This is a genomic window from Flavobacterium cupriresistens, from assembly GCF_020911925.1.
GTDB lineage: Bacteria > Bacteroidota > Bacteroidia > Flavobacteriales > Flavobacteriaceae > Flavobacterium > Flavobacterium cupriresistens.
The window spans coordinates 2,091,885-2,106,253 of record NZ_CP087134.1; the positions used below are offsets into that span (position 1 = coordinate 2,091,885).

The window sequence follows — 14,369 nt, forward strand, 5'->3', positions numbered from 1 at the left end:
TTACCATGGAGGGTTTGAAACTTGAACTACACCTGTCAGATCTGTAATGTTTATGCGTTGTATAAAATAGGTGTTTTTAGGTTGCGACCAAAGACTTATGGCATGGGTCGCATCGATTGCCATTGCCACGTGTCCCGGATAAGGATCACCAATTTCGGTATAAAAAATCATTTGTCCTGCAGTTGGTGTTGCAGGCGGAGAGGTAGGCAAGGCGCTATTCCAGCCCAATTGACTCCATATAAGTACATTTGGATCACGTCCAGTAGAGGCAGTATTGTAAAAAGCTTGAATCCAGGCCGCATCTACTTTATTGGCTAAAAACGCTGCATAAATAATACTTTCCCAACAATTCATTGTCGCTGTTGCAGGTAGTGGTGCGCTTCCGCCACTTGTTACAAAGTGAGCGAAAAAATCATTATTATCAGGATTTTTCCAATACATTGAACCTAAAAGAAGATGGGAGAAAATACCCACCGAAAAAGGCGCCGTTAGTTTTGTATTTATTAAAGTCCGAATAGAAGCGTCGGCCAATGCAGCCTGTCTATCACTGATAGAAACACTTATAATTTCAGTTCTGATGGTATCGTAATCTGTGGTATGATTAATAAGCCAAGTGAGTCTGGCGACAAAATCAAGACCTTCTGCAGTCAGCCAACTCATTTGGGTGGGGACGTCGAAATTCAAATCGGTTACCGCTTCAGTGATGGTGGCATTTGTACATATCGTGACAAAGAAGGCTTTCCAGGGATCTGTTTTTAAAGCATCTCTTTGAGCTTGCGAGGTATTGGGGTGTATGATCCATGGTTTTATAGTGGCATAATCGAGCTCGAAGCGGGTTATCATCATTTCGGCGTTTAGCCAGGTTAATTTATTTACCAGATCATATTGCAGGTCGTTTAATGCTTCTACCATGGTGGTATTGGTACAGACACTAACAAAGAAGTTCATACCAACAGTGGTGTTTGTTTGTAAAGAATCTCTTTCTACCTGAGTGGCGCTAATGATCCATGGTTTTATAGTGGCGTAATCAAGCTCCCAGCTGGTTACGGACATTTCGGCATTTAGCCAGGTTAATTTGGTTACCAGATCAAATTGCAAATCATTTAAAGCTTCGACCATGGTGGTATTGGTACAGATATCAACAAAGAAATTCAAACCAACAGTAGCATTTGTTTTTAGTGAATCTCTTTCGGTCTGAGTGGTATTGGCATGTGTAATCCAAGGTTTTATAATGGCATAATCAACTTCCCAGCTGGTGATGATCACTTCGGCTTTAAGCCAGGTTAATTTAGTGATCAGATCAAATTGCAAATCGTTTAAAGCCTCGATGATAGTGGCATCGGTGCAAACATCAACAAAAAAGGATTTCCAAGTATCGGTTTTTAAAGCATCTCTCTGCGGCTGATCTGCGGAAGTAATCATATCTTTAATCTCACTGTATGCCATAAAGAAAGTTCCAAAAGTGGCGGCTTCTTTTACCCATTCCAGTTTTTTATTCAGAGGCAATCCTAAATTGTTTACCGCTCTGATCATTTCTGCTACATCAAGCGCACTGGCCATTCTTCTTTTATAACTGCCGTCACTTAACACAATGGCTCTTTCTGAGGCGTTAAGTTGAGAACACATCAATATAACCTCATCTTCTGGCACATCAAAACTATCCAACATTTCATTCAGACTATCTAAATTTGGCGTGTCTTGTTTTTGGATATCGGGTTTAGCGCCTTGCTGTAAAGTATGGGTAAGCTCATGAGCAAGCAGGTGTTTGCCACTTTGTGATTCCGGATTGTATTTTCCCTGATTGAAATAAACGTCGTTTCCGCTGGCAAAGGCTTGTGCTCCCAATTCTTTATTCATTTGAATGGCGGTAGCATCGTTGTGGATCCTTACATCGCTAAAATCGGTTCCAAAACCTGATTCCATTTCTTTTTTTGCTGCATTTCCTAATGGAGATCCACCACCTTTACTGCTTTGAAGTTTACTTTCTAAAGCGGAAGTGTTTGTAGGAGTCGTATCACTCGTAGCGCTTCTCTGAATAGGTTCTTTCTCTTCCTTTTCTTCCTTTTTTTGTACTTCATTATCTTCTTTTGCCGCTTGTTTTTGAACTAAAGAAGTTTGGGTTGGAGTAAAGAATCCCTCGGAATTGCTCTTTTTGTTTGAAACTATTTTGTCTGCCGTAGCATCGGCTTCAACTTCGTATTTATCATTTGATTTCCCGATATTCAGTTTTGCCTGAACTCCAAAAAAAGACTCTTCCCCCTGTTCCTTTGACGGAACGGCGCGATTGGAAAGAGAATTATTTTTTTTAGAAAAAGAACTCATGATAACTACGTTTTGGTACTTTATTTTTTCTTTTTGCCTGTTACTCCTTGCTGAATGGTGTGGGTCAGTTCATGAGCCAATAGTTTTTTACCTTCACCGGAGTTGGGGTTGTATTTCCCTTTATTAAAATAGATGTTCACACCATTGGTAAAAGCTTGCGCACCCATTTCCTGGCACATGGTAACCGCATTTTCGTCGGTATGGATTCGGATGGCACTAAAGTCAACTCCAAAAGCATTCTCCATTTCCAGTCTGATCTCCCGTCCCAGAGGATTTCCGCCTCCTTTTTTTAAATTATTTTCAACGTGGGATTTGGGTTTCTTTTCCTCTTTTTCCTCCGCTTTCTTTTGTACCGGTTCTTCCTTTTCCTCTGCTTTTTTCTGTACAGGTTCTTCTTTCTCTTCTGTTTTCTTTTGAACAGGTTCTTCCTTTTCCTCTGCTTTTTTCTGCACAGGCTCTTCTTTTTCTTCTGCTTTCTTTTGTACCGGTTCTTCCTTTTCTTCTGCTTTTTTCTGCACGGGTTCTTCTTTCTCTTCCGCTTTCTTTTGTACCGGTTCCTCTTTTTCCTCTGCTTTTTTCTGCACAGGCTCTTCTTTTTCTTCTGCCTTCTTTTGAACCGGTTCTTCCTTTTCTTCTGCTTTTTTCTGTGCAGGTTCCTCTTTCATTTCCTTGCTTTGAACGGAAGAGATCGTTTCTGAAACAGATTTTTGCTGCACTTCTTCTTTCGATTGTAAAAGACCACTATCAGCCGAACTTTTATTCACCACCTTATCTGCTACATGATCCGCTTCTACTTCAAATTGATCTCCCACACTTCCGGTTTTTAGCTTTTTTTGAATTTTAGAGCTAAAAAAAGTAGTGTTAGAGGGGTTGTCTTTTTTTCGTTTTTCAAATGCTCTCATAACTATAAATTTTTACCATTGGGTATAGATTAATTTTTCGATCCACGGAATTTTGACAATGCTAATATTCCACGGAATTTTTTCGAGTAAAAGATCCTGCGTCTTTCGTTCAATAGACAATTTTGGATTCGATTCACTCCAGTCCAATTTGCCTTCTCTTTGCAGAAATTCGCTTCTTAAAACAGCCGTAGAAGTATTCTTTAAAGCCGACCAATGATACACGGCAGAGTCTAACATTTCTTCTACTTGTTGTTTGTGTTTGTCGTTAATTTTAACCTCTCTTCGTATGGACTGCTGCAATGGGATTCCGCATAAAAACTTCTCAAAAAGCAGGGCATGTTCGTAGTCATTTTCTCTTTTGGTAGCAGCATAATGCAAAAGATGCGCGGCCAATTCTTTGTTTAAAAGCGTGTTGTTATCATCTATCAAATCACAGCTTTTCAGCATTTCTTTTAAAAAGGGATGCAAGAGGATTAAACCTGCATTTTTTACATAACAGGATTTGAAATCGCTATTGTCTTCCTGAAGTTCATCGTTCTCCTTTTCAATTAATAATTCCTCTTTTATCAAAGACGTTTCTGATACTGATTCTGATGCCAATTCGGAGGCATATTTTTCTTTAGTAGTATCCGAATTTGTATTAGGAAAAAGTTGTTCTTTTTCTTTTCCTTTAATCCTGCTTTTTTCGTCATTGCCTTTCGAAGGAGAGGACTTTATAATTGGTTTGGTTTCTTTAGAAATCAAATAAGCAGTCTTTATTTGCAGGAGCTCATCGTCATTAATAGGAAGCGGAAAAAAGGTTTTTATACTTTGAATAAAAAGCTCAAGTGTTGTATTTTTTGATGAAAAAAGAGCTTGATTTTTGTAATAAAAAGGGATAAGGGAAGCTACTTTTTGATCGGTCCAAATCTCAAAAATCACTTGCCAAAACGAAGCTTTAAATTCGTGCGACTGACTAGAGAGTACTTCTAATAAACTGTTTTTTGAAAGCGTTTTTTGATTCACTTCGGAACTTAAAAAAACGGCACTCAAAAGCGCAATTTCAGAATTAGAGAATTGATTGATAATACGTTTTTGAACCCTTTTTTGATGTATTAATTTGTGAAAGGAAAGTTTAAAACGATCATTTTGAAGTGTATTGGAATTTACTATTTCAAAAAAAGTGATTTCTTCTTCGCTGGTAGCCCACCAGGGCATACTTCCATTTTCTATGAAATAAAGTAAGGTTTTGATTTGTTTATCGTCTGAAGAAATTATGCGCATTTCGGGTACTTCTTCGGCTTCATTTTTAGACGTTTTTTGGACGTCCTGTAAAGCCTTTTGAATCTCTTTTTCGATTCGGTTTTTTATATCGTTTTTGGTCTCACTAGTAAAGAAGGAAACATCATTTTTTTCGGTATCGGACTGGATAGAAATTTCCAGTTTTTCTATTTGAATGATTTGATTATCAGGGTTTTTAATGTGACTAAGTTGTTTCTCTAAGATGGGAACCAACTCTTTTTCTATAAACACAGCAAGGTTATTTTTGATAGCATCAGCCATCACCATAGAATGGGTGTCTATCTCTAAAAAAACTTTTTGGATGCTATGTGAATTTTTAGTCATTTTTATTTGGTAATTTGATTTTTTTTTCTATCTTTGATACTCCCGATGTGGGAATACTGGGCATTTGTTCTGTTGTTTGCTTTGTTTGCGTCGTGTGGTGCACTCGTGTATCTTTTATCTCGTCTCTCTCATGTGTTTTCGATGGTTTGCCGCCCCTTATAAGCTTCAGACTCGCTAGCTTTATTTGGTCTGAAGCTTATCTTTTTTTATACCGGTATCTGAATAAAATTTCCTTCTGTCGGTTTCTGAAAATAAAACTCCGCTTTTTTAGAATACAAACTGATTACTCCGGCCAACTGACTTACATTTATGTTTATATTATTGTTGATGTGAATCATGTATTTGCTCACACGATCCTCATTGTGTAATTTTTTTCTAAGGTTGATGAATAAAACTATATCATCGTTGGTGCTCCACGGCATGGTACTATAGTAGTTGCACATGGTGCTGTTTACCCAGTTTCCGTTGGTCCAGTCTCCTCCAATATAAATATCGGTAACTCTTGTATCGGCAGCGCGAAGGGCACGTGCAATTTCACGTAATTCAAGTCCCACACTTTTATTTACATCTACGCTTGGAATATTCTCGAAGTGTTCAAAATTGTCAATAAATCTGCGGTAGTTAGCGATAGCGGTATGACGGATTAAACGTTTTTTAAGGATCTCCCATTTTCTCCAGTCTTCATCAAATCTTCCAAAGTCATCATCATCCTTATTGATCGGATCATAGTTGCTGTGAATTTTTCGATAGATGTTTTGATTGTGTGCATTAAGAACCGAGCAAGTAATACCCTCAGCACGATAGATTCGGCCATTTCTGGTCACCCCGGTTTCCGTAAATTTATAGACAGGACTAGTTGATTTTTGCGTGATGTCCTGAACTTCAAATTCAAATTTATCTTTGTCCAATTTCATGATTTTGAGTTTCTTTTGTTCTTCAATAAAATCAAACAAAAGACCTGTCGGGAATTGAGTGTTGAGTGTTTGCATGACCACATGAAGTCTGCGTAAAAACACATCGGTCAACGGAATTCTGACGATGACCGGAGCGGTGATTAAATTCACCCCGTTGATGCTGTACTTTCTCACATTAAGAATATAATGCGTTGGCATTGCCTTGATGTTACTTGGTGTTCCTTTAAGGCTTCGCGATAAATTATTGATGTATTTTAAGGAACTGATCCAAGGATACATGCATTCTGTAATGGCGCAACAGCCCAATCCGCTGTCGGGACTTATTTTTCCCTCAATGGCAAAATCGGTTATGAAGGTGGCTCCTGATTTCAGCAGCAATAAAGTTCCTCCTTTTTTTACACCGGCTTTATGCTCAAACGAATAATTGGTATTGAATAAAACTTTTAGATCGGCCGCATTTTCAACAATGTCCAGGATGTAAAAATCAAAATCCAATCCGTACTCGATTTTCTTTGCATTTAGAAACGTTTTTACATCATCAACGCTATCATTCAGATAACCTTCGATTCGGTAAAAATCATAATCGTCTATGCAATACCCCAACGGTGCTTTAATATAATCGTTGTTTAACAGATTAGTCGTGTGGTAACTGAAATTGGTTTGATGAATATAAAGATTGCTTTTTTCAAAATCCCAGGCATGCAATAAATTGTCATCAACATTATAGTAGTAAGGAACCGATTTAGCTCCTAATTTACCCATTGTTTTGGAAGGGGTAATTTTAATGCTGTTGGCAGTTATCAGATAATTATCTAAAATGCCTTTAAGTCTTCGCACCAAAGAGTCAAAATTGCTGAATGTTTTATTCTGATCTAAAAGAGACGCTTTGTAAAATTGATGTCTGTAATTTTTAAAACGACTGTTATCGGTTACCACTCCCAGCAATAAATGTTTTGGAAATGAAGTAATAGATGGATTACATTCCGATTTGAGTTGTATGAAAAGGTCTTTCAATTCTTTGTAAGTCGCCACGATATCTTTTAATAAATCGTATCGATAATGAATGTCTGCCGGAATATTGTTCGGGTCAATTGTAAATAAGATATTGATGCGATTAACAATACTTAAAAGCGGAGCTGAATAACCAAAGGACGAAAGAACAGTACTTAAATTGGCAATTAAGTCAATTCGGAACGAATTATCATTGACCACCGTATTAAAAAGTTGTTTGATCTGATTGGTTGTTGAGGTACTGTTAAAGGTTGGGATTACTTTTTTTACCCCCAATTCGTCAAGCTGACTGTATTTTTGAAAAACATCATATTTATTGTAAAGACTATCTTTTTCCGGAAAACCATTTTTACCAATAATGCTATTGGCATTTGCCTGGCTCACTACCAGAACTCTGATATTGAAAATTTCTTCCCCACCTTTATTAGAACAATCAATTTCATCACACAAAGAGGCATCTTTGGTATAATTTTCAAGATACAGTATTACAACATGATCTTTTAAATTAACAAAACTGGTTAATAAAGATTCCCCGCTTTCTAAAGGAGTTCCGAGTGGTTTCTCAGGCAGTAATTCCCACATCGGCAGGATCACATTGTTGATGTCTTTAAAAGGAAGGTACTTGCCTTTATCATTATCAAACAATCGGTAGGATTTGTAATCGATCTTGGCAAAATCAACGGTAAACAATTTTTGTTTAAGGAGAATGGACAATGGTTTGTCTGTCTCTTTTTTTAATTTTATCAAATCCCCGTCTGTCGTAATTCCGGTTCCTTGTGTTATGGTTACGGTAGAATAGTCGGCATTGGCAGAAAGCTGAAAGCCACAAACAATTCCTGTACCCGTAAGAGAGATTCTATCCAATCGATTTTGGTCATCAAAATAATCAATAGTTTCATTGAGCTGATAGTGGGTTAACACCTGATCTTCTACATAACTATGATAATGCCCTGTAATGGTAGTAAGTTTTGTTGCCATGACCTTGTATTTTTATAATGTTCCTAAATTTGTTCTTCCTAAAACTATTTTTCCTGAAATCTCTTCCTCTTCGTCGACACAATTGTACAAGGTGCCTGTTGGATAAATAGAATTTAAATTTGATAATGTTTTGATGAAGTCCGGCAAAGCATCTTGTTTGTTTTGCGTTTTATCGGTCAGGAATTTTTTGAAATCCTCTTCAAAATCCATCAAGTCATTGTTTTTTGGGGTGATATGGTCTTTTCGATATCCGATCCAGCAGATTTTACCCAAAATGTGGGACGGAATTTCTTGCCGGATTACGTTTTCGGCAAAATTCCTAAAGTCAACATCTGCAAAACGATAGGTATAACCGGGTAAAACCACACTGATTTTAAACGAATACGGATTGGGTACACAGCAATCCTCCGAACAATCCTCTATGCAAATCGGCATATAATAACTTTCGTCAATTACTTTGTTGGGGTCGGGAACCAGCAGTATATGTTCTACCAGAAAAATGCCCTCATCGCTGAATTCTTCTTTAAAGAAAGTCAGTAAATCCAGCATCGCTTCTTTTACATCCTCTAAAGTCAGATGCAATTTGTACTGACGGGCTATGATTCGGTCCGGATTGTTGAGATCGTTAACAAACTCCGGATTGATGATGTGAAACGAATATTTATGCGTATTGGATTCAATCACTTCAAAAGTGTTCATTACGGTATCTTTAAAAGGAATTCCGTTGTCTCGGTCTTTTATAAGAGCATCAAACGCGTGCTCGATTTCTTTTTCAGTGGTTTCGTAGATTTTCAGGATGGCAAGATACATTTCCTTAATAGCAGTCGATTGATTCGGGTAATCTTCGGTTGCCGTTAACAGTATGTTGGTCGCACTGTTTCTGATTCTCCATCTAAAAAGATTTGGAAGCACAGCCGGACTCGGATCATAGATTTGAACAAATAAATTAGAGATGTTTTTTCTTTTGATTCCTCTTTTGCTTGTATACGGATTTTGATCGCCTTTAATTCCTAATAAACCCGCAATTCGGTTTTCCAATCCCGTTACATTAAACGTATTCCACAGATTAGACACAGGCTGATTGAAGTAATTAAACCCGCTTCCTCGTTGACTGCTTATGGTGTTGTAATTGATTAGAAAATCAGCTTTGTTTTGTAGTACAATTTCATCAGAAGCAGCACCGTATAGTGATTTCATTAAAAAAGCATATTCTGCAAATCGTTCTGCAAATCGGGCAATAAGATGGTCTTTTATTTCATTTTGTCTTTGCACAGCATCGTCCAGATGACCAAATAATAATTCGTCCAGTTTTTCTTCGCTTGAATTCAGATAGGTATTGTTTACGATTTCGTTAAAACCCGTCATATCTGAAATGGGCTGGGTAAAATAGGTATTTGGCAGATTGTTGCTGATAGAAAGCAATTCTTTGATGTTGCTCAGATGTTTGAAATAACTGGCCAAAATCTGATCAAAAAACAGTAGATATCCTTTAAGTTGTTTGGCTTTGGCTTTTCGTTCCGCACTGGCAGATTCTGACAGACCAATTTCGCCAATACCGTAATTTTCAGGAAAGTTATTGGTAACACTGGTATAAAAATCAGATTCTACAATTCGGCCTTGCGGTATTTTTAGTTCCCTGTTTTTAGCTGCTTTTTGTTGGGAATAGGCAAGGTCTTCTTTTAATTCGTCTAAGTACTTTTTGGCTTTTACTTTGTTGACTGTAACTGGCAAAACTCCTTTGCTGAAGTTCAGCGTGCTTTTAGAACAAAGACTTGGTTTTTTATTGGTCGGAATGCAGATGTTCCAAACGCTTCCTTCTGCTTCTATAGCATCACAATTGTTCAATGAGATGTCTTTAATTACTGCTACACCTTCTACATTCATGATGATTTGCATAATGTCTGAAAGGCGTACTTCTGTTTTTAAAGATGAGTTTTCTAATTCTGTGGTATCAATAAATCCGTTATTCAGAAAAGGGCCCTCATAGATCTCATCACTTGAATAACCTTTCTCAAACATTTCGGCTAACGAATAATATCTGATGGTTGGCGATAAGTATTTTTCGAGTTCTAAAGTAATTGCAGCATGAACATATTCTTCATTGGCTTCGGGAATAATTTCAATTAAAGCACAAACCGCTATAGGCTGAATTTCTACTTCGCGTACTTCTAAAATATCTTCGCAAAGGTTTCTGTTCTCGTGAAATTTTTCGATTATTTTAGCTTTAAGCAGCTTTTTCTCGGCAACTGTACTTTCTTCAAAATCAACCAGTATATTGTAGTATCCTTTGATTTCAGATTCTTTAATAAAAGTAGGCAAGGTGTCTGCGAAGTCTTCTTTTTTGAGCGAAATCTTTCCCTTTTTACAATTGATAAATAACTTTTTGGTCGTTTTTTGAAGCCAGCAATTTTTGATTTTTGCGGGTTCAATATCAATTATAATTTTGCGGTAATCAAGAGCTGTAACTGCTTGTGTTGGCAAAATTTCGGCAGCGGTAAAAAACTGTTCGTCGATTGGGGTGGAATTATTGCTTAACAAATCTTCGATCGGCAAATTGATTCTCATACCCAAATCGGTAATCGCATAACAAAGCACTTCCAGAATCGTAATTCCGGGATCATGCGTATTGTAGTCGGTCCAAAATTGGCTTCCTAACGATTCAATGTACTCGATTCCCTTTTTTCGAAGGAAGTCAAAACTCATGTCATCATTGGAACTGACGTTTTTCGGGATGCTGATATGTTGGTTTACAGTTGACATTCTTCTTTGTTTTCTATGGTGTTAACAGTACATTGTTTGATGTCGATGCTGATGAAATGACTTTTTGCTGAAACTAAAATCGATTTCGGATTGGATGGAACCGCGACTTTATCTGACAGGGCGCCATTCTTTAATAGTTTTACATCTTGCAGATAATCAACATAACCTAACTTTTCGATGTAATTAATGAGCAAACTCGAGTGAATACTGACTCCAAATGTGATCGGACTATTTTTGTCGAGTGCCCAAGGCGATAAAAATTTGATTATATCGGTATTGAGTTGTTGCGAGTAGAAATTCTCATCAAAACCGGGTTTGAATTTCACTTTTAAGTCAACCTTAACTTCTTCATAATTCGGATTAATGACAAAAGTAGTTACGTGCAACGAGTTCAATTGATCGATATGTTTTTTGACCTTGTTAAGGGTCGCCGTACTTACTCGGGGTTGATAAATGTCGAATACGTTTTTGTTTACCGTGTCCGGAATCACAACCAAAGTCACATTGCCGGGCGATTGATAGGAATTTTCAGAAGTATGATTCAGGCATTTTACCTTATACAATTCCGGAAATTTTTGCAGTACGATATGCTCGTAATCCCACATGGTAATCGCTCTGTTTTTGTGACGAAGGCGTTCGCTTATTCTTCTGTAATACTCTTCGTTAGATTCTTCGGGTTTGTGATCAAAACTGTTGTACGGTTGTGTTACCGATTTTACATTACTCAGTCTTTGGATTAGTTTGGAAATAGTTTCGGCTTCTAGTCCGGTTTTGAGATGTGACAGTTCATTGGAATTGTTTTGAAAAGTAGCCAAAACCGCTTGCGAATGAATGCCGATCATTTTACAAACGACATCGTATTTTTTATGCATTTTGGCTTTGAGCCAGATATAATTTTTAGGAAGTCTGGTGTTGTTTTGAGTGGCTTCTTTGGGTAAGCTGAATTTCAGGATGCCCGATTGCAATAAGTTATCGGTTTCATTCAATAAAATATCAGAATAGTTAAGCGTGCGCCATTCATTATGACCCAAAACGGACCATTCTATTTTCTGTTTTGCGGTGAAGGATGGGGTTAAGGTATTTTCGCTTCCTTCCAATACCTGAAAAAGCAAGGTGATTTGCTGTAATTCCTGTACATTTTCCAGACCAATAAACAATTCTCCGCCTTTGCAATAGGTAGGAAGCAAATATGAATTTTTGTTTTCTACATAATCTAAAGTTGATTTTAGATAAGAGTGTTCTTCTGCATGTCCGAAAGGATGTATATGAAATAATTTGGCTTTGTTTGTGGTATAAGCCTGTTCAATGGTTTGTGTTCCCGAGGCGATAAAACGAGTCGTCTCTGAAGCGGTATAATTCAGAACAAAACGCTCCACCATTGGGGTGTAAGGTGCATTTGGAATTCCGACCGTTTTGATGTCATTGGAAATGGCCAGTGCATAGGTTTTTGCATATAAGTCATGCAAAAAAGAATTCGTTAAGGTCAATTTTAATTGTCCGTTTTTCTCGGTAATGTAACTTGCATTGTTAAATGTGAAGGTTGTTCTAATGGGTGTAATTTCATTAAATAAAACTGCGTCTAATCCGTTATTTTTCCAAATGTTATTGGTTAAAACGGAAAGGCTGTATTTAAAATAATTCTTATCTGCTACAATGTCAACCACATCTCCTGTTGGGGCTGCAATAGCATCATTTGTGGCAAAATTGACACGGTTAATCACTTTGTAGTTGCTTTTTTTATATCCTTTATAATGATCTTTAAAGTTTTCAGGTGTATTTTTCCAAAAAATTTCAGTGTTGATTGCATTCCAGTTTTTTGTAAAAGCCTCGTCGTATTTGATGTAAAAATTCGAACCGATAACAGGTTGTGTTGAGAAAGGGAAAAAGGGTTTTACCGCATTGATAGTACCCATATCATTTTCTAAAACAGCATTCTGAATGTTTTGTACATCTATGTTTATCGTGATAGTTTCTAATTTGTTTTGGGCTAATGATTTGTAAAGATCATAGCCACCGGCTTCTGTTGTATCGAGATAGAATTTTGCAAGAGGTAAATCCGTAGCAAATTCTTCGCCGTGTACTTTGGGGTTATAACCCGTAATGGCGTCTGCATTTTCATCGAGCACAAAAGCAATTTTCATGATTTTTCCGTTAACGGAAGTATTGAAAGGTTCTCCCACTTTTATAGGGGCTACTTCTGAAATTTCAGCCACTTCAAACCATTTTTTGGCGGTGGTTAACTGCAGGCTTAAACAAGCTCTCAGGGCAGCAGAAGTGATATTAGTGATGTTGCTTTGAAAGGTAAAGCTGATCTGTACGGTTCGTTTTCCTTCGGCTAATGAAAAAATAGGAGAGGCAATGGCAAAACCCAGCGTAACATCAGGTAATTCTGTTGGGAAACTGTCGTCTTTCACATAACCAAAAGGCCACCATTGGGTGTTGTTTTTATCGGGAAATGCTTTTCCTAAACCATCATAAGAATTAGCAACCGGACTGGCTACTATTTTTTTGGAAAGGATGTCGTTATAAATGTTTTTCAATGAAGAAACAACCGTTTTATTGGCAATCAATTCGTTGTTTGAAGAATAAGTTCTGGTTTTTCCGATTGCATCTTTGCCACCGTCGAAGCCTGTTTTGGCGTCAATTTTTTCCTGAACCGCATTTTTGGCTAATTCAAAAACAAGATATACCTTGTCCGGTGTCGCAGGAAGTTTGTCAATATGTAAAACTTGATTGTAATAAAAATCAAGATGGCGTTTGGTGAGGTTGTTGTATCTTTTTTTGCTGTTTTCCAACAACATCAAAAAAGTAATAAACAAAGTCAAATGCGGTGTAATGGCAAACTCTTGTTTTTGTTCCGTAATCAGATCAACGAGTTCTTTTTTAATCCGATCCAGTAACAATTGATTTTCTATGGATGGATTTTTCCCCGTTAATTTAAAAAAGTCGAAAAAAGGTTTCCAATCACCTGAAGGGGTTTTAGGATTAGCTGTTTCGAAATAATTGACATACTCAGAAAAATTATAAGCAAATAAAACCCAGTCGGTCAGTTCGAAATCGTTAAGACGAATGTTTTCAGGTTGCAACGCGTTGATATAGCGTTGCTTTTGGTCGCTGCCATTCGAAGTCAAAACACTCACTATATTGGTACAATTACTCATCTTCTAACAATTTATAAATCGGTTCCTTCTTGTTTGTAAAATGGATACACCATATTTATTCTCGAATTGGTGGCGCGTACTATAAAATCAATCAGTACTAATAATTCGCCATTCAAATCGTCGCCTTTTGTAATGTCAATTTTTTCAACGTCAATTCTTGGTTCGTGATAGAGGATGGCTGTTCTAATCAATTCAGAAACAAACGTTTTTAAGGTTTGGTTCAATGGATTAAACAGCAACTCATCCATATTACAGCCGTATTTGGGTTGCATGATGCGTTCGCCAATTTTGGTTGAAAGCAAAATCTCCAGGCTGCTTTTGATGTCGTTTTCATCAGTGAGCATGGTGACTGTTTTGCTGCCTGCATTAAATTCAGGAGGGAAACTCCATCCAATACCTAAAAAATCTTGTTCCGTTTCCATAATTAACCAATTAAAACCGTTGCTAATCCGGCTACTATTGTGCCGCCATGTGCAGTTGAATCACCCATTCGTGCGGCGGGTTTACCTCCAATTAAAACCGTTGCAGAGCCTGCAACGATACTGTCCGGTGGTCCCGTACAAGTGGCCATGTCGCCTACACATGCTGCGGGAACTCCACCAATTAATACGGTTGGTGAACCCGGAGGTAAAATAGGACCACCCACATGAGGAACCGTTGCGGTAACCATTGGGCAAACATGCATATCTGAAATTCTGGCGGCTGGTGCTCCCATA

The 14,369-nt window shown here is 37.5% G+C and carries 8 protein-coding genes; all 8 read right to left on the reverse strand.

Translation table 11 applies throughout. From position 1 onward, the window contains the following. A complete protein-coding gene (locus tag LNP23_RS09315; protein WP_230004670.1) occupies positions 1–2,322 on the reverse strand; it encodes an eCIS core domain-containing protein in 2,322 nt (773 codons plus the stop codon). 20 nt (positions 2,323–2,342) lie between these two features. Next, positions 2,343–3,224, reverse strand: a complete 882-nt coding sequence (locus LNP23_RS09320) for an eCIS core domain-containing protein (RefSeq protein WP_230004671.1) — start codon at positions 3,222–3,224, stop codon at positions 2,343–2,345. A gap of 12 nt (positions 3,225–3,236) precedes the next feature. After that, positions 3,237–4,829 (reverse strand): contractile injection system tape measure protein, encoded by a 1,593-nt coding sequence (locus LNP23_RS09325; RefSeq protein WP_230004672.1) that lies wholly within the window; start codon positions 4,827–4,829, stop codon positions 3,237–3,239. Between the two features lie 206 nt (positions 4,830–5,035). Further along, the gene (locus tag LNP23_RS09330) at positions 5,036–7,732 is read right to left on the reverse strand and encodes a hypothetical protein (RefSeq protein ID WP_230004673.1); all 2,697 of its coding nucleotides are present in this window, start codon (positions 7,730–7,732) and stop codon (positions 5,036–5,038) included. Between the two features lie 12 nt (positions 7,733–7,744). Continuing rightward, positions 7,745–10,492 (reverse strand): hypothetical protein, encoded by a 2,748-nt coding sequence (locus LNP23_RS09335; protein ID WP_230004674.1) that lies wholly within the window; start codon positions 10,490–10,492, stop codon positions 7,745–7,747. Next, a complete protein-coding gene (locus LNP23_RS09340; RefSeq protein WP_230004675.1) occupies positions 10,480–13,653 on the reverse strand; it encodes a baseplate J/gp47 family protein in 3,174 nt (1,057 codons plus the stop codon). Before LNP23_RS09340 ends, LNP23_RS09335 begins: the two co-directional genes overlap by 13 nt. Positions 13,654–13,664: 11 nt before the next feature. Next, positions 13,665–14,075, reverse strand: a complete 411-nt coding sequence (locus LNP23_RS09345; RefSeq protein WP_047778573.1) for a GPW/gp25 family protein — start codon at positions 14,073–14,075, stop codon at positions 13,665–13,667. A 2-nt stretch (positions 14,076–14,077) separates the two neighbouring features. Continuing rightward, positions 14,078–14,368: a PAAR domain-containing protein gene (locus LNP23_RS09350; RefSeq protein ID WP_047778574.1), complete on the reverse strand. Its 291-nt coding sequence runs from the start codon at positions 14,366–14,368 to the stop codon at positions 14,078–14,080. Between the last annotated feature and the right edge of the window lies 1 nt (position 14,369).